Here is a 21,189-nt window from a genome sequence, read left to right as displayed (position 1 = left end):
ATAAAAAAGGCTGCCACGGCAGCCTTTTCTGATCGTCTCCCCTATAATCGCGAACGCCCTTCCCCAGCCTCAATCAAGCGAGTGTGTATGCATCTTCAATGTCCCGTTTGCCGCAGCCCCCTGCATCTTCACGAAGCATCCCGCGGGGTCTATTGCGACAACAAGCACCATTTCGATCCGGCCCCGGAAGGGTATCTGGATCTCATTCCCGGCAAGAAGAATCCCAAGGACAGCGACAGCCGCGCCCTGATGCGCGCCAAGCGCCACTTCCTTGAACAGGGCCATCAGGCGCCGCTGGTAGACGCCATGGCGGCGTTGCTCGCCCCCCTCGGTGCCCATGAACTGATCCACCTCGGCTGCGGCGAAGGTTACTACTGCCGAGCCCTGGCCGAGCGCCTGCCCGAATGGCAATTTGGCGGATTCGATCTGGCCAAGAACGCCATCTTCGCCGCCAACAAGGTACAGCCTGAAGCTCAGTTCATCATCGCCGATCCGGCTCGTGCCCCGCTGCAACCGGGCACGGCCCAGGTGCTGCTGGTCAATGATCTCAAGGTCAAGACAGAGCTGCTGGTCAGCTGGCTGGCACCGGGTGGTTACCTGCTTTACCTGCAGCCAGGCCCGCGCCACCAGTGGCAGCTGAGGGTCAGCCTCAATCCTGTCAGCATGGAGCACCCCCTCAGCTGGCCAGCCCTCGGCGGCCTCAACCCCGTGGGTCAGGAGCGTTGCCAGTTCACCATGACCATGGATCAGAGTCTGCGCAGCTTCATTCTGGAAACCAGCCGACTCGGCTGGCGGGCCAGCGCGGAGCAGCGTCACGCCTTTACCCAGCAGGGACCGGATGAGCTGGAGCAGGATCTGCTGCTGAGCCTGTGGCAAAAGCCGCTCTGATTGCGCTCATTCCCATGAAAAAAGGCCCTGACGGGCCTTTTTTATTGAACGAATACAGACGTCACAGCTTGATCCAGGCATCCCCCCAGGCCGTGCCCTTGCCAGGCTCATAGGCCCAGGCCGCGCCCGCACACCAGCCGGTATAGGGGTGGGGCTTGCACTGGTAGTTGCCTCCCAGATTGCTTACCTTGTCCCCCGCCTTGTAGGCCGTCCCTGCTTGGTAAGGAGGGTTGCCATCCGGCGGCGTAGTACCGCCACTGCCCTTGATCAGGATCTCGTGGGTCGCACTGCGACTGAGCCCCTTCTCGTCGGTCACCTTGAGCACGAAACCATAGCGAGTGTCGCTGAGCGGGGTAGCCGGCAGGGTAGCGCTCAGGGTGGACTGGGTCAGATCCGAGGCGCTGGCCCCGGCGGGCAGGGTCCAGGCATAGCCGAGTGGCTTGCCTTCCGGATCGCTCGAACCCTGGCCGGAGAGCAGCACTGTCGCACCGCCCAGCGCCTCGCTCGGGCCGCTGATGTTGGCCACCGGCGGCAGGTTGGTGCCGCCGTTGTCCTCGATCACCACCTCGGGGAAGAAGTGCTGCACGCACTGGCTGTAGTCCCGCGCCTTGAACGCGCTGAAGCGGGTCTGGTAACCCACCAGCTTGCAGGCGTAGCTCTTGCCGCCATTGGGATTGCCCGGCACATAGCTCCAGTCATTCTCCCAATAGATGGGCAGGGCGCCGGCGCCCGCCTCGTCAAAGTACTTCATGTTCTTGCAACCAAGCACCTCGTCTGCCGGCACAGGCACCCCCAGATACTGGGCCTGGGCCTGGTAGTAGGTGATGCGGTTCTGGGACTGGGCGTGCTCGGCCGTGCCACCGCACTCCACCCCGCCGTTGATGATCTGGGTGGTCACCCCGAAGCCCGGTACCAGACCATTCTGCCGGTCGTGGGCATTGGGCTGCCAGGTGCCGTCGATCACGTGCAGCATGGAGGGCTTGGGCGGCTGTGGATAGACGAAGAAGAAGACGGCGCTGGCAAGGTTGAGCCAGGTGTCCGCCACTTTCTCCGGATTGTCCAGCAGGGTACGCACTGTGCCGAACATGGCCTCGGAGAAGGGGCCGTAGTTGTAGTTGTAAGAGAGCTGCTTGGCGCCACGACCGAAGTAGCTCTTGAACTCGCCGTTCTCGAACTTGCCGCATGGCCACTGCTGACCCTGCCACACATCCGGCCGACATTCGGCGTTGTAGCCGCCGCGCATCTGCTCGGTCCAGCCCATCTCCCGCACCCAGACCAGGCCCTGACGCCACTCGGGCTCGGGTCGCCAGCTCTCGTGACCGCCGGTCTCCTGGGCGAAGTGGGCAAACATGGTGGCCAGCGACTTGCGGCAGATGGCCTCGGCATTGCGCCCGTCGCTGTAATCACCGCAAAAAGCCGGGAACTTGGCCACCGCCTGCAAAAAACCGCGATAGGTGTATTCCGGGGCCCGCAGCGGGAACAGGAAGTTGAACTGGGACTCGCTGAGCAATCCCTCGACCCGCTTGACGTTGGCAGGGTTGAGCGCAAGCCCGGGGGCCACCGCCTCGACCACGGCATTGTCGCGGGTCGCGATGGAGGCCTTGACTGCCGCCATGGCCGGGAAGTCGGTGAGCGCCTGCTCCCTGGCGTCCAGCTCGCTCTGGCTCAGGTAGACGGGCGTGCCTTCGGTGGCGCCGCTGCCACCCTCCACCGGAGGCGTGATGCCAGCGCCGCCATCGGGCGGGGTCGCTTCCCCATCCCCCATCAGGGCCCACGGAGAGTCCCATTCATTGGCCACTTGTACCCCCGGGCTCTGGCCCGGATTAGCGTACCATTTGGCTTCATAGATCTTGCCGTTGAAACTGACCTGGCTGCCGCCACTGTAACCCTGATTGATGTCATACAGGGCGGCGGCCCACAGCTGACCGCTCAGACAGAGTCCGGCCAGCAGGCTGGCCACAGAGGACTTTCTCATCATCATCGTTACCTCTTGCTAGATAAAAGGCGGGGCTTGGCCCCCGCCTGTGGTACCTCGCATTGCGCGAGGAAAAAGCGTCTCAGCGCGTCAACGGCATGCCGTTGACCGTGTAGCCGAGACCGGCCGGTGCCGGCGTGAGCAGAGCGTCACTCTGCACCTGATTGCGGCACAGCACACTGGCGCTGCGCGGCTCGCTGGCAGTGGGCACGTTGACATGGAACTTGTTCATCACGCTGGCACTCAGGCGATGGTTGGCCAATCTGAAACGCAGCAGCCCATCACGGGTCTCCACCTGCAATTGGCAATCCCCCGTCCCGAGCCGCTCGCTGTCATCGCCATAGGTAAAGCCATAAGCACCGTGCAAGGCCGGATAGAGGTAACCGGGCAGCTGCCTCTGCGGATCGTAGTAACCGACCAGGGTCGTCACCGGCACCCCGAAAGCGTCAGGTTTGCGCTCCACCGCCAGGTCCGCCAGCGGCCCCTCGTTCCAGCGTGCACCGTCCGAGGTGTAACTCTTCTTGAAGCCACGGGAGACGGTGATCTGCTGGCCGTTGATGAAGAGGGTACTGTTGTAGCCAGCGTCGTGATCGACAGTGACGATGCGGCCACGATTGACCGCCGAGGCCAACGGCAGCTGGATGTTGCGGGTCCAGTTGCCATCCCACATGGCCACCTTGACCAGGTCGTACTCGGCCAGCAGGGCGGCCAGTTTCACTTCCCCCAGATCACTCACGGGTGCCGTGATCTGCTCGGAAAGGTCGACCTTGTGACGGTAGGGCTCCATTTTGGCGCGGCTCTCGTTCCACTTGCTGAAACCCGTGGCGGAACTGGCATCAAACACCGCCTTGCTCTCGAGGAAGCGCTGGATGATGGCCGCCGAGTTGGGGGTGTAGAGCGTAAAACGGTTGAAACCGGATAGCGGCGCACCGCCAGCCATGGCATCGAGACCAAAGGTGCGGCTGTGGAACGGCGCCTGACACTGGCCATCCAGACAGGTGCTCTGGCCGCTGCGGGTTGCGAAGAAGTTGGGAATGAAGCGGTTCTTGTCGCCATCCCAGCCCCAGGTGGCATTGATCTGGTCGGCGCTGCGATGCACAGAGCCGGCAAAGCCCCCCACGTAGTGACCAAGGCCGTAGTTGTGACCCACCTCGTGGCTGAACTCGTTGCCAAGGGACGCGTCCAGGGTGACTATGCCGCCCCCGCCGGAGCCGCCATGTACCTTCACCCCGTTGGCGTACTTGCCGCGACTGTTGTGGGCTGCCAGCTGGGCCACCACATAGGGGTGGCTGCTCTCCCCCTCACCCGCCGTGCTGTTGATACCGTAGTTGGCATTGTCGATGCCGTGGGAGATGAGCTCCTTGCCGATGCGCTGGCGCATGGTGCCGTCGTGCCAGCCTCCTTCGCTCGGATCAAAGTCGGTGAGCAGGGTGCCATCCGGCAGCATCACCTCGGGCAGCGACAGGGGGGCATATTGACTCACAATGAGACGGCTGGCAGGTATGGTCTGGAAGTACTCCCGATGCGCCTCGGGATCCTTGGCAAAGGCAAACTGGTTGCGCGGTGTAGTCAGCATGCCGATGTCGATGGTGTGGATCAGCAGCTCCCCCGGTGCCCCCACCTTGAGGCCCGTCAGCTCGCCGTGGAGCTGGTTATGACTGAACCACAAGCTGAGTCCAGGTACTATCCATTTGGAGGGCAATACCCCGCTCCAGGCATCGCTGGCGTAGGTGATGCCGTTATTTTCCAGCTCACCGTCACGGATCCACTGACCGCGCACAAATTTGAATTGCTGGCTCTGACCGCGGGAGAGGGTCACCTGACGGCCACTGAAAGTGACAGTCGAGTCGTAGCCGGCATTGGAAGCGAGGCGCACCATCTTGCCTTCCAGCGTCGCATCCGTCGGCAAATAAACGTTGCGCACCCAGCGCCCGTCTGCGGTCTGGATGGACACAAGCGCATGGACTCGCAACTTGCTCAGCAGGAAGGCGCCGGCCGGATCACCCAGCTTTGCCAGTTCGCTGCTGCTGTTGATGACGCCTGTGGTACCGGGGCCCGGGGTGAAATCGACCCCCTCTTCGGGGGAACCCTCCAGGTAGTAAGCGGTTTTGGGTAGTTTAGAGGGTGGGTTGAGTCCCATTGAGCCGAGCAACTTACCCGTCCCATCATAGGCCATCACCACCATGGGAGCTGTGCTGTCGGCTTGCATCGGCCTGACCAGCAACAGGCTCTTGCGCAGGGCGGTGAGACGGGGCTGATTGTCCCCCTCACGAGGATGGGCGGGCAGGATCTGGCTCTGGGCAAACTGCACCCTGGCCGCCAAGGATCCTTGCAAGTCATTCTGTGGGGTTGTGCCGTCGAATACCAGGGCAGGGACAGCCTGAGTAGCGGCCAGCAGAGAACCGCTTGCCAGCACTGCGGTGATCAGGCTGGCAATACGGGTAGTGTGTATGGTCATCATGACGCTCGCTGTTGTTGTGGGAAAAAGAAGGGGCATGCCAAGCATGCCCCGGTTGGTTCACAGAAAGGCTAGTTGACAAAAAAGTTAATTACAGGTGACGGCGCCCAGGTCTTGCCAGACGTCGTGCTTGCCGGGCTCATTGCCCTTGGTCCAGTACTGGGCCTTCCACTTGCGGCCGTTATGGGTGGTCAGGTCACCTGCGTTGTAGGCCACACCGGCATCCCAGCCCAGCTGTACCTGGCTTGTCAGCTTCCACTGATCGGCGCTGCGGCTCGGCTCATTGCCCTGGGTCCAGTACTTGGCCTGCCACACCAGCTGGTTGTGGCTCACCTTCTCGCCACCGTTGTAGGTGGTCGCGGCTTTCCAGGCCGGCCAGTTGGCCGCATCCGGATCGGTCGCCCCGCACTCGCCTCCCCCGCTGACCGGCGTCACGGTGAGACGGGTCTTGCCCTGGGCATCCAGCACACCGTCGGTCACTGTGACAGTGAGGTCGTAGCCGGTCGACTCGGTCACGTTGGGACCGGTCACCACCAAAGTGCTGCTGTTCTGACCGCTGGCCGTCAGGCCTGCCGGGACGCTCCACTGATAGCTGAGGGTGTCACCGTTGGGATCGGTGGCATTGGCAGTGATGCTCACCTGCTTGCCTGCCTGTACCGAGACCTTGTCCTGCACTGTCACCACAGGTGGCAGGTTGGGTTGCGGCGCCTTGTTGGTCACCACTACCTGATCCTTGGCACTGAGGTTGTGGTCGTCGGTCACCGTCAGCTCGAACACCAGATTCACGTCCTGGCTGACCGCATCGACGCTCACCTTGGCCTTGGCCTGGTTGGCATCGCTCAGGGTCGCCTTGGGACCCGAGACCTGAGTCCAGCTGTAGCCGAGCACGGCCCCTTCCGGATCGCGGGAAGAAGAACCATCCAGCACCAGCTCTGCCGGGCCGGTCACGGCAAGATCATTGCCAGCGTTGGCAACGGGCGGCTTGTTGGTGGGCGGCGTTGTGCCTTCCCCGTTGCCCAGCCCCTCGTGCATGGCGTTGAGAATGTCGCCGTTGTCGGCGTCGATTTCCCAGGCAAATAGCCCGCCGAGCTGGTTGGCCAGCACGTACTGTCCCTTGGCCTTGACCGAACGGTCGTCATCGAAGGTGATGAGCTCACCGGTGGATGCCTTGAACACATAGGGTGCCTCGGCCACTTCGTCATAGCTGTACTGCCAGTCACCGGCCATCTTGCCCTTGGCGATGCCACGGTAGTCGATGACCCCCTTCTCCCAGATCCCTTCCGCTTCGGTGCCCGCTATGGGGCCGGTGGCGGTGCCGGTGAAGGGGTTGTTGCCCTGATAACCACTGACGCCGGTCCAGCCACGGCCATACATGGCCGCGCCAACCACTACTTTGCCCGGTTCGACGCCCTGACCCAGCAGTGCCTTCACCCCCTTGTCCGTGGTGTAGCGGGTATCGGGATCCCAGCTAGCGTCATACAAGGCGGTCTGGTGACCCAGCTCAGTGTTGGTCCAGGCGCCGTTGAAGTCGTAGCTCATCAGGAAGATGTGATTCATGTATTGCTGGGCGGCGCGATAATCCACCTTGGCAATCTTGTCATCGCCAGCACTGATGGCGGAGGTGAGCTCGTAGGTGCGGCCCGTCTCTGCGCTCAGCTCGTCGAGCATGGCGCGCAGCTCCTTCATCAAGAGCACATAGGTCTCGCCATCGGAGGCATTGCCAAGATCCGGGTTGGCTCCCTGGCCACCCGGGAACTCCCAGTCGATGTCCACCCCGTCGAAGAATTTCCAGGTTTGCAGGTACTCTTTCACCGAGGCGACGAAGGTGTCGCGCTTGGTCTTGTCACCAAAGAAGAAGAAGGGGTCGGAGAGGGTCCAGCCGCCGATGGAGGGGAGAATCTTCAGGTCAGGATAGGCCTGTTTGAGCGCCATCAGGTTGCCGAAGTTGCCCTTGTACGGCTCGTCATAGGCGGTGAGATTGCCCTGCCCCATCTGGATGGCAGCCCAGGGATCGTGGATGGAGACCTTGAAGTCCTCCCGCCCTGCGCAGGAGCGTTGCAGCGCCTCGAAACTGCCGGAGATGGACTTGAGACTGTCGTTGATGCCATTGCCGCCACAGATGGGGGTAAAGCCGTAGAGGATGTGGGTCAGGTTCTGGGCCGGGACCTTGTCCACGGTGAACTTGCGGCCATAGACACCCCACTCCACATAGTAGGCCCCCACCACCTTGCCGGATTTGTTGGCGTAAGGTTTGTTGTTCTCCTGCAGCGGCGCCTTGAGCGGCACCAGATGGCTGCCATCTGTGTCGGCCACCAGAATTTCTTTCTTGTCGGAGAGAGTGCAACCATCGGCATTGCACAGGGCCACCTGCATCTGGTAGCGGCCCCCCTTGGTCACCTTGAAGTTGGCGGTGCCGGAGGCTGACGCGGCGCCGGACCACACCTCCTGGCCATCGAGCAGCACCTTGGCCGTCTGGCCGACATCACCGGACCAGAGGTTCCAGCTCACGCTGACCGGCGCGCCATCGGCATGTACCTTGACCAGTTTGTTGTAGGAGGTGGCGGCTTGATCGACTTCGACGATGGCGAACTTGGTTTCGCCCCAGCCGATGGTGGGTTTGCCGGGGGCGGCAGCGAAGGCGGAGGAGGCACACAGACCCCCGACCAACAACGCCAGTACTGAGGGTTTTGGACTTAACATAGTTGAATATCCTTATTTCGTTCTTGGAATTAACAACGAAAAAGGCAACGCCAACCAGACAGGTAACGCAGACAACATCGCGCCATGGCTTGGCCCATGGACGAAACAACCTGTGGTGGCCCCGCTATCTTAGGTACTGCTGACCCTTAGACCGGAAGCTTTGCGTCCCGGACTTTCGTCCGGTTTGCCTTTTGCACAACTTGATTTGCGACAAAAAATAATCGCCGGTTGAATATAAGGAGTTAAACGAGGAAGGGCAAACCCCTGACAGGTTATTAATAAGCCACTTTTTATCGGAAAATAGCCCCAAACGAGAAGAAAAGACGCTTTGCTGTGTAAGAAAGCGCCGATCTTGACGTCTCGGGGCTGAGATTAAAAATCAGACGAATTACTTGTTTCGTGATCATCATCAAGTTTGGCCGGCCGCAATATGCTGTTCATCAGCGCACGCAACTTGAGCGGTTTGACCGGTTTGCTGATGTAGCCGTAGCCGTGTTCACGGATCTGCGCCTGCAACTCGCTCTTGCGATCCGCACTGATGATGATGCCGCCAATGTCGTTGCCATGGGCGAGGCGCAGCATGTGCAGGGCCTGCAACCCTGTCTTGCCGTCATCCAGGTGGTAATCGGAGAGCACCAGCTGCGGCAGGAAACCGCCGGCGATGAGATCCTCCGCCTGAGCCTGGCTCTGGGCACACACCACCTCGCAGCCCCAGCGACCCAGCAGAGAGTGCATGGCGATGAGAATATCGCCCTCGTTGTCGATGCAGAGCACCCGAACGCCTTCCAGTTGGCTGTCCCGCAGTGCGGGCGCCGCCACTTGCGTCGTTGCGACAGGGCGGGTCGCCAGATTGAGGGTGATGGCAAATACGGATCCCGCCCCCGGCCAACTGCGCAGGGTCAGGTTGTGGCCCAGCACCAGGGCGATGCCGCGGGCGATGGCGAGCCCCAGCCCCAACCCCTGCTCCTTGGCGGTGCGGGAGTGATCGAGGCGGGAGAACTCGTCGAAGATGGCCTCCTGCTTGTCGAGCGGTATGCCAGGACCGTTGTCCCACACCTCGATGCGCACCTTGTCCCCCAGACGGCGACAACCGAGCAGCACACGGCCGCCCGGGTTGTAGCGAAACGCATTGGTGAGGAAGTTTTGCAGCACCCGTCGCAACAGACGCACGTCGCTGTACACGGCCAGCTTGCTCTCCACCACCGAGAACTGAATGCCCCCCGCCTGGGCCAGCACCCCGAATTCCGCCTTGAGGTTGTCGAACACGTCGTGCAGGGCGAAATCGAGCTTTTTGGCCTTGAACTTGCCCGCCTCGAGCCGCGAGATGTCGAGCAGATCCGTGATGAGATCCTCGGTCGCCCCCAGCGCATCGTCGATGTGACGGGCGATGCGGGCCGTCTCATCCCGGGGCGGCAGCATCTCCAGCAGGGAAGAGGTAAACAGCTTGGCGGCGTTGAGGGGCTGGGTCAGATCGTGGCTCACCGCCGCCAGGAAGCGGCTCTTGGAGTGGTTGGCCCGCTCCACCTGCTGGTTCACCAGCAGCAGTTGGCGGTTGAGCTCAGACAGCTCGTGGGTGCGTTCGGCCACCCGCGCCTCCAGATGTTCGTTGGCTTCCCGCAGCACCCGCTCGGCGTCGCGAAACGGGGTGATGTCGGTAAAGGTCATGACGAAACCGCCGGCCGGCATGGGGTTGCCCTGCATCTCTATCACTCGGCCATCGGGTCGCTCCCGTGCCGAAATATGGGGGCTGCCACGCTGCATGAAGGCCACCCGCCGCGCCACCTGGGCCTCGATATCTCCCGGGCCGCACAACCCCTGCTCGGCGTTGTAGCGGATGATCTCCTCGATGGATCGCCCCATCTGGATGAGGCCGGGCGGGTAGTGGAACAGCTCTATGTAGCGCCGGTTCCAGGCCACCAGCTTGAGCTCTCTGTCCACCACGGAAATCCCCTGCCCCATGTGCTCTATGGCCCCCTGCAGCAGGCCGCGGTTGAAGCGAAACACGTCGGAGGCCTCGTCCACTATGGTGGCGATCTCCTCGAGCTGCATGTTGCGCCCTTGCAGGGCCGAGGCCAGCACCAGCCGGGCGGACGAGGTGCCGAATACCCCGGCCAACAGCCGCTCCGTATGGGCGATCAGCTCAGCCGAAGCCTGCATCTGGGGCGCCAGGGTGCCGCCCCGCTCGCCGGCGAAACGACCGAAGGCCCGCTTGACCCGGCTCGAACCGACGAAGCGGGCCGCCAGCATCTCCAGCTCCTTGACCGAGACCCGCGCTTGATAAAGGGCCGCCGTATCCCGGCTCGGCTTGCCAACAAAGTTGGCCGCCTGCAGCCGCTCGCTCACCGCCGCCCGCGACAGCAGGGATCCCGCCACATAGCCGAGCAGGTTGAGCAAGAGGCTCAGGAAGATGCACCAGGCTCCCAGACTCAGATCGCGAAACGCGGGCCAGTCCGGCGGTGCCAGCAACGCCTCCAGCGGCGAGCCGGCCAGCAGGCCGCTCTCCGCCAGCAGGGTGACAAACCAGAGGCTGACCCCGAGGGCGAGGCCGAGATAGACCCCCTTGCGGTTGCCGTGCCGCCAGTAGAGGCCGAGCAGCAGAGCCGGCGCGAACTGGGCAACGGCGCCGAACGACAGATAGCCGATGCGCGACAGACTGGTGAGATCCCCAAGCCAGAGATAGAGCCCCCAGGCCGCCAGCAGGATCAACAGGATGGCGCCCCGGCGTACCTGCAGCAGCAGTCGCACCAGCCGCTCGTCCCGCCCCTGCTGCCAGAAGCGGCGCAGCAGCACAGGCAGCACCAGATCGTTGCTGACCATGATGGCCAGGGCGATGGTGGAGACGATCACCATACCGGTGGCAGCCGAAGTACCGCCGAGAAACGCCAGCATCGCCATGCCGTCGAAGCCGAGCGACATGGGCAGGCTGATCACATAGGTATCGGAGGCCATGCCGGCCCCCACCCACTGCTTGCCCGCCAGCGCCAGCGGCCAGATGAAGAGTCCCATCAGGAACAGGTAGAGCGGAAACAGCCAGCGCGCCCAGTGCAGATCCTGGCCCTGGTTGTTCTCCACCACTGTCACGTGAAACTGGCGCGGCAGGCAGATGACAGCGCACATGGCGACCAGGGTGTAGATGGCAAGCTCCAGCAGGCTGCCCGGCGTCACCGCCACCACGGCATCGAGAAAGTCGCTGGCCACCAGAGTGCGGGCCTGACTCGGCTTGCTGAGGATAAGCCAGAGCGCAAAGCCCCCCACCGCCATGAAGGCGAGCAGCTTGACCACGGATTCGAAGGCGATGGCCACCACCATGCCTCTGTGGTGCTCGGTGGCGTCCAGGTGGCGGGTACCGAACAGTATGCTGAACAGTGCCAGCAGTAGGGTGACCCCCAGTGCCAGCTCCGCCGTGTTGCCAGTCGGTCCCGCTGGCACCGAGTTGGCCATCAGCAGATCCAGCCCGGTGACGATCGCTTTGAGCTGCAATACCAGATAGGGCAGCACCCCTATGATGGCAACCAGACTTATCAACATGGCCAGACGCTGGGACTTGCCATAGCGGGCAGCGATGAAGTCGGCGATGGAGGTGATGTGCTCGCGCTTGGCCACCAGTATGAGGCGGGCCAGCAGGCGCCAGCCGAACAGGAACACCAGCATGGGGCCCAGATAGATGGGCACCGGCGACCAGGGGGATTCGCTGGCCTGACCGACGGTGCCGAAGAAGGTCCAGGAGGTGCAGTAGACCGCCAGCGACAGGCTGTAGAGCAGGGGTTGCCCCTTGAGACGGCGCCGCTTGCTCTTGTCAGCCACATAGGCGATAAGAAACAGCAGCCCCAGATAGGCGAGCGACAACCCGATCAGCAGCCATCCCTGGTGCATCTGTAACCTCTTGTCCATGTTGAATATTTAAGCGCGGCAGCTGCCAGTCTAGAGAGGTGCCCGGAAAATGTCATCTCCTTCTTGCCAGTCAATCCTTATCGTTTTTCAATAAAAAACCCTTGACGAAATATCGAAAAACGATAAACATTGGCGTCAGGTTATCGATAAACAATAAGCAAATGCCGCCTTGTGCGGCCCATGGCGTCTATCACGAGGTATAGGATGAAATACAACAAGCTCGAACACATGAGCAGCCTGATCGAATGGATCCTGCTGTTCGCCCTGCTGGCCACCCCGATAATGACGGTGACGGATACCTGGTCTCATCTGCTTGGCGGCAATGACAGCCTGCACGATGAACTGGTAAAGGCGCTCGGCCACAACGGTGACAAGGTGTTCAACGGCGTGCCACTAAAGACTCAGGAAGATCAGGCCCTAGGCACCTTGCTAACCCCGCCGGCACCTGTGCTTAGCGACTATCCGCTCACCTTCGGCACTCGCCTGCTGGCCACCCTTATCATGCTGCTCCCCGATCTGGTGTTCATGCTGATCCTTTGGCAACTGCACCAGCTGTTTCGCGGCTATCGGCACGCCATGCTGTTCACCTTCGGCCAGATCCGCCGCTATCGCTGGCTCGGCTTGCTGCTGTGTGCCAGCTTCGTCGCCGAAATCATCACAATGCCGCTCGTCGACATAGCCCTCACCATGCAGGGGCCTGAATTGCATGGCACCATCAGCATAGGCTCATCAGATTTCAGGCTGCTGCTGGCCGGCTTGATTGTCTCGGCACTGGCCCTGGTGATGCGCGAGGCCAAACAACTGGCCGACGAACAACAACTGACGGTGTGAGGATCCCATGCCCATCATAATCCGGCTCGACGCCCTGTTGGCCGAGCGCAAGATGACAGCCCGTGAACTGGCCCAGCGGGTCGACATCACAGAGGCCAACCTCTCCATCCTCAAGAACGGTCATGCCAAAGCGGTCCGCTTCTCCACCCTGGAAGCCATCTGCCGCGAGCTGGGCTGCCAGCCGGGCGACCTGCTGGGCTATGAGCAAGCGCGCTAACCCGCAGGAACGATGCCATGACCCTTCCACCCGTCATCCAGAGCCTGTTGCTGCTCCCCTTCTGGGGAGCAGCCGTTGAGGCCCCGCCCGGCCCAAGCTATCAGCTCATGGCCAGCGCCAAACCCGACACCCTGCAGATCCGCTTCACCCCGGAAGGGGCACAACCTTTCACTCTTCTGCCCGCCCGTACCTTGCGCGGCACACCGCAACAGGGGTTGCCTGCTCTTACCTGTCTGGAGAGCGGCGCCAGGGTCAAGCCGGGCCAGCCTATCCGGTGCCGCGAGCTGAGCTGGCAGGTGACGCTCAAACCAGTGCCGGCAACCGGGGCCGATGCCTCTGCCCAGCAGAACCTCTACTTTCCACAAGGCGGCTGGCTGGTCACCGAATGGGGGAATTTCCCGCGCCAGCAGGGTGCACAACCGGGCCGGGTCTGCCTGCCGGATGGCCAGTGCCACCCCATGCCCCGCATGGACGAGCCGCCACTGATCCTGCCCTTCGCCCTGCCAGCGACAACCCAGTCTCAGCAGGGAGCACGTCTGCAGATCCATTACGATGGGGTGGCCGGGGCGCTGAATATCGCCAGCCTGCAAAAGAAGCTGGAGGCCATCATCGATTACCTCGTCTTTCAGCTCGATGCCCCGCCCCCACGCCAGCCCTGGCAACTGGTGTGGCTGGCGCGCGACATCAGTACCCACTCGCTGGGAGGCGCCGCCGGGGTCGGAGCCTTTGTCGCCAACTATCCGGTCAGCGACAACCAGCACACTGCCGATGCCCCACTGCGCCTGCTGCGCACCAGTGCCCACGAAGCGGTGCACATGCTCGACACCCGGGCCAGACCGACCTGGGTCGCCGAGAGCCTGGCAGAGTACCTTGCCATCAAGTCGCTGCACCGCTTCCGTCTGGACACCACCACGGCCGCCGACGAGCTGGCGCAGCGCGGAGACCACCTGCCCCATGCCAAGACAGGCCTCTATCGGGCCAGTGATGCGGTCAAGGCGGGAGATCTCTCCTACTATCCCCTTTTCTACGTGAAAGGGAGCGCCTTCTGGGAGGCACTGGACCTGGCCCTGCAACGCCATCACCGTACCCTGTCGGCACTCTTGCCTCATCTATCCTGGCAAGAGGATGGTCGCTTCGATGCGGCCTCCAGCACCTTGCTGGCGGGCACCCTGGGTGCCGAGGTCTGGCATTCCCTGATCGGCCGCTATCTGAGCGAGCAAGCGTGAGGCGAGCGCCATGCAAAAAGGGGAGCACATGCTCCCCTTCACTTTGTCTGGCACCTTCATTTTCGGCCAGGACATTTTTGGCCAAGACATTGTCGGCCAAGATCAGGCAGAGGTCGCCTCGCCAGGGCGCAGCCGCAGGAAGAAAACGGGCAACACCACCAGCACCATGATGAAGAAGATGCCGCCACCGAGAGGCTCGAACAGCAGGCCAGAGAGTGTCATCAGGGCGGCCACCGTCATGCCGAGACCGAGCGCCGCGTAGAGTGCCTGGGTGGGGATCAGCTGCTCCGTTGGCAACTGACGGGTCATGAAGCGCACAGCACCGAGATGACTGACGCAGAAGGTGACCGCATGAAGCAACTGGCCCGCCACCAGCACCACCATATCGGTGGAAGCGCCGAGCAGACTCCAGCGCACCACGCACCCGATCGCTCCCACCAGAAACAGCGTCTGGGCACCGAAGCGGTTGAGAAAGCGCTTGTCGGCGGCGAACATGCCTATCTCCGCCACCACCCCCAGCGCCCACAGATAGCCTATGGTGGTACCGCTGTAACCTGCCGCCTTCCAGTGCATGGCACTGAAGCCGTAGTAGGCGGCATGGCTGCCCTGCAGCAGGGCCGAGATCAACAGAAAGCGGCGCACCGAAGGGGACTTGAGGGTATCGAGCAGGGAGGCTTTCGCCCGCTCTCCCTGAATGTCGCGGGGCGCCGGATGCAGCGGCAACCAGCTGAGCAACAGCATGAGCAGCAATCCCGCCACCATGGTATGCAGCACCCAGTCGCTGCCAAAATTCCCCACCAGCGATCCCACCAGAGTAGATGCAACGATGAAAGCGAACGAGCCACACAGCCGCACCTTGCCGTAGTCGAGATGGGCCTGCACCACCATGCGGGTAGCCAGTGCCTCCCCCACCGGCATCAGGGTCGGGTAGATGAAGTTCGCCACCAGGGTCAAGCCCACCAGCCACCAGAGGTTATGGCTCAGATAAAAGCCGAGGAAAGCCAGCAGACTCAGCAGACAGAGCAGCCGGGTGATGGGCAGCAGGTGCCCCGCCCCCTTGATCTGCCCCATCACCATCAGGTTGCCGGCGAAGCGGATCGCCATCCCGGCTCCCAGCAACAGGCCTATCATCTCGGCGCTCACGCCGATCCCCTCCAGCCAGAGCGACCAGAACGGCAGATAGGCACCATAGACGAAGTAGAAGGCGCCAAAGAACAGGGCTAACCAGGAGAAGGCGGGCATAGATCCTCGACAGCGGGAAGAAGGGGCACAAATGATAACCGATTTGCAAGGGAGGATCCTGCGATCCCGAGGGGAAGCAAAAATGAAAAACATCAATAAAATTGAACTATTGCCACAAGAGCGGAGTCTATTGAGTAACACCACCTCCTGGTTAGTGTTGCAATCTTTCCACCCGCTTCTGGCGGGTTTCTTTTTTTAGTGGTCATGGGCAGGTTTCAGCCCACAGAAAAGGGGCCTTGCGGCCCCTGAGTCATAAGATGTGCGTGCTGCTCACCGGCATTAGAAGACGTACTTGACCCGTGCGCTCAGGTTGCGGCCCGGCTCTGTCTTGTTGCTGGTGTTGGCGGTAGCGCTCTGCCCCGTGATGTTCTCGTAGCTGACATACTCCTTGTCAAACAGGTTGAAGACACCGACGTTGAGCTGCACATCCTGTATGGGCTTGAACTGGGCGTAGAGATCCACCACACCCCAGCCGGCGCTCTTGATGTTGTCGTTGCCCCTGGCATCCTTGCCCACCTTGTCCATGTCATCGGCAAAGCGCAGCGCCGTGTTGATGTTCCAGTTCGCCTGTTCCAGACGCACACCCACACTGCCGTTGAGCGGGCTCAGGCTGTTGATGTAGTTGCCATCCCCATCCTTGCCTTCGATGTAAGCCAGGTTGCCCCAGACGTTGACCAGGTCATTCAACCAGTAGTCAGCCTTGGCCTCGACCCCCTTGGTGGTCGCCTTGTCCAGGTTCTGGTACTGATAAAGCGCAGTGCGACCCTCGGTGCCGACCTGGGCCAACTCGATGAAATCGTCAAACTTGTTGTAGAAAGTCGCCACTTCGTAGCTGAAGCCGCCCGCATCGCCGCGTACCCCCAGATCGATGCCATCGCTGCTCTCGGGCTTGAGGTTGGCATTCGGCTCGATGCGATAGCCATACGCCTGGTGGTTCAGGGTCGAGAAGGCGTTGTCATACATGGGAGTCTTGTAGCCATGGCTGTACTGGGCGAACAGATTGGCCGCCTCGTGTGCCTTGAACACCAGCCCCAGCTTGGGTGAGAACTCCCCTTCGGAGAACTTCTTGAGGTTTTCGCCCGTGTAGGCGGGATCCTGATCCGGGTTCATACGGTAGTAGTCGTAGCGAACACCCGGCGTCAGTACCCAGCGCTCGCCAAACTTCAGCTCGTCGAAGGCCCACAGGGCACCGTGTTCCGTGGTAGTGGACGGGAAGCTCAGCTCGCTGTAGCCAACAAAGTCACCCGGCGTGGTCGGCGCCTTGAAACGGGTGCGCTCGTTGTCGGTATGCTCATACTCCAGGCCCCAGGCAAGGCGCTGACTGGCCAGTGCCTTGCTGAATTTCACCTGGGCCCCCAGGCTCTCTTGCTCGAAGCCATTGCTGTCCAGCGAGTTCTTGGTCACATAGGGGTTGCCCGGTCTGACCGGATACTTGGAAGAGGCGTACTGATCCAAGGTCTGCTTGGTGCGGGCATAGTAGACCTTGCTGTCGATGCGATCGACCCAGGGCGCGTTCAGGGCGATGCCGTGATCCAGCATCAGGGAGAGGTTGTCCGTGTCCTTGTCGGTGATCGGCTGATTGAAGACGGAGCCTGCCTTGGTGAGATCGACGGCATCCGGATCCTGCCCTTCGTTGAAGTAGTCGACGGTCAGTTTCAGGAACTGATCGTCGCTCAGGTTCCACTGGCTCTTGAACAGCACGGCCTGGCTGACGATGTCGAACTCCTTCTTGTCGCCATCGTAGTTCTGGGTCACGCCACCGTCACGCCAGGTGTAGCGCAGCAGGTTTTCGAACTCGCCGCTGCGCAGGGCCCCGGTAAAACCGGCCATGTTCTGATGGCTGCTGGAGGCGTAACCACTGGTCACGTCCAGATAGCTGTCGCGGCCCCGGAGGAAATCGCTGGCATCCTTGGTGGTGATGGCGATGACGCCGCCCAGGGCATCGGAGCCGTAGGCCGCCGACGCAGGCCCCTTGACCACTTCTATCTGCTTGATCATGTCGGTGTCGAAGTAGCTCTGGCCGACCCCGCCGTTCTTGTAAGCATCGTTCTGGCGCACACCGTCACGCACCATCTTGACCCGGTTTTCACCCATGCCACGGATGACGAAGGTCTGGGCATCACCAGCACCGCCTATCGCAGTCACGCCCGGCTCGTAACGGAACAGGTCGGCAACGTTGCTCACCGCCTGCTCTTCAATCTGCCTGGCCGTGATCACAGTGATGGGACCGGAAACATCTTCCAGTTTTTGCTCCATCCGTGAGCCGCTGACGACCATGACTTCATCTGCTTTCTTGTCCGCCGCAAAAACCGGGGAAGCGAGGCCAGCCGCCACGGCAAGGGCAACCAGCGAGAGGGTGTTGTTGTGCGCCACTGTGAATCCTTATTGAGAACTGTTATCAAACAGCTTGCATATTACTTAGCTCGCAACAAAGATCAACAATAAAAGGAATCATTCTCATTTTCTTTTGTCATACTTAGGTTCTACACTATTCCCCTCTGTTTTCCAGCTCGCCATGCTGTCATCGTATGGCCTCGGCTCTTCTTCGTTGTGAGATACCATGACCCGACTACTGCACCTGCTCACCCTTCCCCTGCTGCTGGCCGCCTGCGCCACACCGCCAAGTGACGATGCCGGCACCCTCTACCACTATCAGCTCAGCGCAGGCCAGTCCGATGCAGGCCAAGGTGAGCTGACGCTGACACAGGCGGTGGATCGGGTGGCGGACGCCGACATAGTGCTGGTGGGCGAGCTGCATACCCATACTGCCGTACACCTGCTGCAGGCCCGTCTGCTGGCGGGGCTGGAAGAAGCATCCCGGGCCGATGGTCGTGCCCTTGTGCTCTCCATGGAGCAGTTCAGCCGTGCCGATCAAGCCGTGGTGGATGCCTATCTGGCCGGGCGCATAGGTGAGGCAGCCCTCATTCGCGATGGCAACGCCTGGCCCAACTACCAGAGCGACTATCGCCCGCTGGTGGAGTTTGCCAAACAGCACCATCTGCCGGTCATCGCAGCCAACGCCCCCAAGCCGCTGGTGAGCTGTGTCGGTCAGGAGGGGCCACAGTGGCTCGACAAGCTCCCCGCCAACCGCCGCAGCCAGCTTGCCCGCGAGCTGACGCTCACCGACGATGGCTATCGCCAGAAATTCATGGCCTCGCTCCACCACGGTGATGCCGACGGCAATGCCCGCCGCTTCGCCGCCCAGACCAGCTGGGATGACACCATGGCCGAAAGCATGGTCGATTATCTCAAGCAGCATCCCGGCCGGCGCATCATGCACATCGCAGGCAACTTCCACGTCGAGGGGGGCCTGGGGCTCGCCAGCCGCATCGCCAGTCGCAACCCGGCACTCAAAGTCGCGTTGGTGGTGCCAGAGACTCTATCGCAGACGAATGCACAGATCCCAGCCGGGCAAGTTGCCGATATACGGGCCCGGATCACACCTCTGCCAGAACGCTGGCTAAATGCAGATGAAATGAAGCAAGATATGGGCGCACTGCATCAATCCCGAAGCCGTGACTGCAGCCAATGGCTGCAACCCTGAAAATCGCCTAAGGATTCCATATGGATGTGTTACTGGTCATCGACATGCAACAAGGGCTGTTTGCTCATCCCCGCCATCAGGACGCGCAGGTCATTGCCAATATCAATCGTCTGGCAGACAGCGTGCGGGCCAATCAGGGCCGTGTCATCTATGTGCAGCACGACGCACCGGGTTCTGAACTGGAACCCGGCAGTGCAGCCTGGCAGCTCCACGCCGATTTGATCCCGGCGCGCAGCGACAGCAGGGTGAGCAAGACCTCCTGCGACAGCTTCCTCGATACAGAGCTCGGCTTTCTGCTGGCGGAACAGGCAGTGGATCGCCTGCTGATCTGCGGTTGTGCCACCGATTTTTGTGTCGACACCACGCTGCGCAGCGCCGCCGCCCGGGGATTTGACGTATTCGCAGTGACGGATGCCCACACCACGGCGGATCGTCCTCACCTGAGTGCAGAAAAAATCATCGAGCATCACCACTGGATGTGGGAGCACCTGAGCCTGCCAAAGGGCAGAACCGTGACCCTGCTCACGACGGATGCGTTGCTCGAAGCCACCCAGCCCGAGCTGGCGTGTTAATCTGCCAGCCTTGAAGTGATCACCGGATTGGAGTCTTGTGTGCGTCTACTGTCTGCCGTTGCATTCATGCTGTTGTTACCGGCAATTTCTGCCTGCTCCGGTTTGCCGGGGCGTCAGCCGGATGGCCCGGCCCCCCTGTTTAGAACCCAGATCAACGAAGAGGGGAGCAAGCGTTTCACGTTTGAAGCCGCACCGTTCGACACCCTGCCTACCCAGCTGGAGGAGAACGACGGCAATCGCCTGAGTCGCAGCAAGAGTCTGCTGGAACGGCGTGAAGCTCTGCAGGATGCACAGTTGACCCAGACCCTGGCCGAACGGAAGTATTGCCACAATGGCTATATCATCCTCAGCCAGACTTCCTGGAAGATCCGGGGCGAGTGCAACGAGACGGCCAGCCAGGCCGATCGCGATGCCTTCCCCAACAAGGCTTCCTGGCAGGACTAGCTCTCTGGTGTGACACGCAATAAAAAACGGGCAGCCTGGGCTGCCCGTTTTTTATTGCAAAGGCCTGTCGTCAGACTGGCGCATCGGCCGGGCTGGTCAGTTCGGCACCGTTATCGACCCGTTTGTGCCCTTCCACCAGATGCACGAAATCCACCAGCTCGTCACCTGAGACGCGAAATGCCTGGCCGAAGCCTTTGACGAACAAACCCTGCTCGGGTTTGAGGCGAAACAGCACGAAATCCTTGAGATTGGACAGCCCTTTGACTATCTCGCCAAAACGCCCTTCCAGCGCGGCAATCGCCTGACTCCAGCGCACGTCGTCACGGGCCACGACTTCGGCCAGTGCATCAAAGGTGAGACGCTTGCGGGCGAACATCTCACGGGCACCTGTCTCGTCCTCGATCAGCATCAGCGATACCTTGGGTACCTGTTGCAGGTTGCGGGCGTGACGGGCGATTTCAGAGATGAGCACATAGTAGCCATCTTCCTGCAGCACGAAGGGGGCATAGCTGGCGTTGGGGTTACCTTCGCTGTCCACCGTCGCCAGTTGCAGGGTGCGGCAACCGTCGCGAAACTCGCGGATCTCCGGTTGCAGACGATTCTGCAGACGCTCCTGACGTTCACTCATGCTTTTACTTCCTCTTGGTACTGGTGGCGCAAGGCCATGAAACGCTCCACCTGGGCAGGCAACAGCTTGCGCTGCTCATCACGTCCCAGATAGACCTTGAAAATACAGCGGCCGCTGTGGCCGAAGAACTGGAAAGAGTGGCCTTCTTTACCCATAAACAGCTTGCTGACCAGGGCAATGCCGACCACGTTGTCGAGCTTGAGATGGCCGTGCATCTCGCCGTCACGCTCCATCAGGTTGTAGTAGCCGCGGGCGTTCTTGCCCCTGGGGAAGGGTGCCTTCACCTCAAAAATGGAACCATCGGATTCGACGATGGTGGTCACCTGACCCCAGTCGGCCAGGTCCGCCAACAGGGCTTCGGCCTGCTCGGCGGGGACCAGGGTCACCAGCTCGTCGGGCAGGTGGCGCACCACCTCCCACTCGCTGACCGCCAGCTGAGTGGCAATGCTGGAAGGATGGGCGCTGGGATCTTGCTCCAGCAGCTCATGAATGCGTTGTGCAATGCTCATCGGTTCTCCCTGGGGATGCGTTCTGCATCCCTCTTTTGTCATGGCGAATACTGTAATAAAGCGC

15 protein-coding genes and 1 riboswitch are annotated in these 21,189 nt (G+C 61.5%); of the genes, 7 read left to right on the top strand and 8 right to left on the bottom strand.

Annotated elements, in window-relative coordinates:
- Nucleotides 1–87 precede the first annotated feature (87 nt).
- On the top strand, nucleotides 88–888 hold the full coding sequence (locus OKC28_RS11975; protein WP_021138331.1) for a putative RNA methyltransferase: 801 nt from the start codon (nucleotides 88–90) through the stop codon (nucleotides 886–888).
- 61 nt (nucleotides 889–949) lie between these two features.
- Here OKC28_RS11975 and OKC28_RS11970 read toward each other — a convergent pair whose 3' ends face one another.
- From OKC28_RS11970 to OKC28_RS11955, 4 genes are all read right to left on the bottom strand, one after another.
- Complete coding sequence (locus OKC28_RS11970) at nucleotides 950–2,863, bottom strand: glycoside hydrolase family 19 protein (RefSeq protein ID WP_333562738.1); 1,914 nt, start codon at nucleotides 2,861–2,863, stop codon at nucleotides 950–952.
- An 82-nt stretch (nucleotides 2,864–2,945) separates the two neighbouring features.
- Nucleotides 2,946–5,321, bottom strand: a complete 2,376-nt coding sequence (locus OKC28_RS11965; protein ID WP_270689368.1) for a M66 family metalloprotease — start codon at nucleotides 5,319–5,321, stop codon at nucleotides 2,946–2,948.
- Nucleotides 5,322–5,408: 87 nt separating this feature from the next.
- A complete protein-coding gene (locus OKC28_RS11960; protein WP_270689355.1) occupies nucleotides 5,409–8,021 on the bottom strand; it encodes a glycosyl hydrolase family 18 protein in 2,613 nt (870 codons plus the stop codon).
- Between the two features lie 111 nt (nucleotides 8,022–8,132).
- Nucleotides 8,133–8,220, bottom strand: a riboswitch (cyclic di-GMP riboswitch).
- Nucleotides 8,221–8,393: 173 nt separating this feature from the next.
- On the bottom strand, nucleotides 8,394–11,894 hold the full coding sequence (locus OKC28_RS11955; RefSeq protein WP_169046688.1) for a hybrid sensor histidine kinase/response regulator: 3,501 nt from the start codon (nucleotides 11,892–11,894) through the stop codon (nucleotides 8,394–8,396).
- 222 nt (nucleotides 11,895–12,116) lie between these two features.
- Here OKC28_RS11955 and OKC28_RS11950 point away from each other — a divergent pair, with 222 nt between their 5' ends.
- From OKC28_RS11950 to OKC28_RS11940, 3 genes are read left to right on the top strand one after another with little or no spacing between them, the layout of a single operon-like run.
- Nucleotides 12,117–12,743, top strand: a complete 627-nt coding sequence (locus OKC28_RS11950) for a DUF2975 domain-containing protein (protein WP_270689354.1) — start codon at nucleotides 12,117–12,119, stop codon at nucleotides 12,741–12,743.
- 7 nt (nucleotides 12,744–12,750) lie between these two features.
- Nucleotides 12,751–12,960 (top strand): helix-turn-helix domain-containing protein, encoded by a 210-nt coding sequence (locus OKC28_RS11945; RefSeq protein WP_042035054.1) that lies wholly within the window; start codon nucleotides 12,751–12,753, stop codon nucleotides 12,958–12,960.
- 17 nt (nucleotides 12,961–12,977) lie between these two features.
- Entirely contained in the window at nucleotides 12,978–14,186 is a 1,209-nt protein-coding gene (locus tag OKC28_RS11940; RefSeq protein ID WP_270689353.1) for a hypothetical protein, read from the top strand.
- Between the two features lie 102 nt (nucleotides 14,187–14,288).
- Here the strand turns inward: OKC28_RS11940 and OKC28_RS11935 are convergent, their stop codons facing one another.
- Nucleotides 14,289–15,428 (bottom strand): 3-phenylpropionate MFS transporter, encoded by a 1,140-nt coding sequence (locus OKC28_RS11935; RefSeq protein WP_021138338.1) that lies wholly within the window; start codon nucleotides 15,426–15,428, stop codon nucleotides 14,289–14,291.
- Nucleotides 15,429–15,707: 279 nt separating this feature from the next.
- On the bottom strand, nucleotides 15,708–17,801 hold the full coding sequence (locus OKC28_RS11930; protein WP_270689352.1) for a TonB-dependent hemoglobin/transferrin/lactoferrin family receptor: 2,094 nt from the start codon (nucleotides 17,799–17,801) through the stop codon (nucleotides 15,708–15,710).
- Nucleotides 17,802–17,988: 187 nt separating this feature from the next.
- Here OKC28_RS11930 and OKC28_RS11925 point away from each other — a divergent pair, with 187 nt between their 5' ends.
- From OKC28_RS11925 to OKC28_RS11915, 3 genes are read left to right on the top strand one after another with little or no spacing between them, the layout of a single operon-like run.
- The gene (locus OKC28_RS11925) at nucleotides 17,989–18,972 is read left to right on the top strand and encodes a ChaN family lipoprotein (protein WP_270689351.1); all 984 of its coding nucleotides are present in this window, start codon (nucleotides 17,989–17,991) and stop codon (nucleotides 18,970–18,972) included.
- Between the two features lie 20 nt (nucleotides 18,973–18,992).
- Complete coding sequence (locus OKC28_RS11920; RefSeq protein ID WP_270689350.1) at nucleotides 18,993–19,544, top strand: cysteine hydrolase family protein; 552 nt, start codon at nucleotides 18,993–18,995, stop codon at nucleotides 19,542–19,544.
- A 39-nt stretch (nucleotides 19,545–19,583) separates the two neighbouring features.
- Entirely contained in the window at nucleotides 19,584–19,988 is a 405-nt protein-coding gene (locus OKC28_RS11915; protein WP_270689349.1) for a hypothetical protein, read from the top strand.
- 70 nt (nucleotides 19,989–20,058) lie between these two features.
- Here OKC28_RS11915 and hutZ read toward each other — a convergent pair whose 3' ends face one another.
- Nucleotides 20,059–20,616: a heme utilization protein HutZ gene (hutZ, locus tag OKC28_RS11910; RefSeq protein ID WP_270689348.1), complete on the bottom strand. Its 558-nt coding sequence runs from the start codon at nucleotides 20,614–20,616 to the stop codon at nucleotides 20,059–20,061.
- Complete coding sequence (gene hutX, locus OKC28_RS11905) at nucleotides 20,613–21,125, bottom strand: heme utilization cystosolic carrier protein HutX (protein WP_270689347.1); 513 nt, start codon at nucleotides 21,123–21,125, stop codon at nucleotides 20,613–20,615. Before hutX ends, hutZ begins: the two co-directional genes overlap by 4 nt.
- Nucleotides 21,126–21,189 lie beyond the last annotated feature (64 nt).

Origin of the sequence: Aeromonas sp. D3 (assembly GCF_027705025.1) — a bacterium.
GTDB lineage: Bacteria > Pseudomonadota > Gammaproteobacteria > Enterobacterales > Aeromonadaceae > Aeromonas > Aeromonas salmonicida.
The sequence above is the reverse complement of the archived record's forward strand: the minus strand, read 5'-3'. Positions and strand labels throughout refer to the sequence as shown.

Bases quoted from the DNA above. Each gene is read 5' to 3' on its own strand.
- OKC28_RS11925 (WP_270689351.1), top strand. From the start codon at position 17,989: ATGACCCGACTACTGCACCTGCTCACCCTTCCCCTGCTGCTGGCCGCC.
- hutX (WP_270689347.1), bottom strand. From the start codon at position 21,125: ATGAGCATTGCACAACGCATTCATGAGCTGCTGGAGCAAGATCCCAGC.
- OKC28_RS11955 (WP_169046688.1), bottom strand. From the start codon at position 11,894: ATGCACCAGGGATGGCTGCTGATCGGGTTGTCGCTCGCCTATCTGGGG.
- OKC28_RS11965 (WP_270689368.1), bottom strand. From the start codon at position 5,321: ATGACCATACACACTACCCGTATTGCCAGCCTGATCACCGCAGTGCTG.
- hutZ (WP_270689348.1), bottom strand. From the start codon at position 20,616: ATGAGTGAACGTCAGGAGCGTCTGCAGAATCGTCTGCAACCGGAGATC.
- OKC28_RS11935 (WP_021138338.1), bottom strand. From the start codon at position 15,428: ATGCCCGCCTTCTCCTGGTTAGCCCTGTTCTTTGGCGCCTTCTACTTC.
- OKC28_RS11920 (WP_270689350.1), top strand. From the start codon at position 18,993: ATGGATGTGTTACTGGTCATCGACATGCAACAAGGGCTGTTTGCTCAT.
- OKC28_RS11960 (WP_270689355.1), bottom strand. From the start codon at position 8,021: ATGTTAAGTCCAAAACCCTCAGTACTGGCGTTGTTGGTCGGGGGTCTG.
- OKC28_RS11970 (WP_333562738.1), bottom strand. From the start codon at position 2,863: ATGAGAAAGTCCTCTGTGGCCAGCCTGCTGGCCGGACTCTGTCTGAGC.
- OKC28_RS11945 (WP_042035054.1), top strand. From the start codon at position 12,751: ATGCCCATCATAATCCGGCTCGACGCCCTGTTGGCCGAGCGCAAGATG.
- OKC28_RS11940 (WP_270689353.1), top strand. From the start codon at position 12,978: ATGACCCTTCCACCCGTCATCCAGAGCCTGTTGCTGCTCCCCTTCTGG.
- OKC28_RS11975 (WP_021138331.1), top strand. From the start codon at position 88: ATGCATCTTCAATGTCCCGTTTGCCGCAGCCCCCTGCATCTTCACGAA.
- OKC28_RS11950 (WP_270689354.1), top strand. From the start codon at position 12,117: ATGAAATACAACAAGCTCGAACACATGAGCAGCCTGATCGAATGGATC.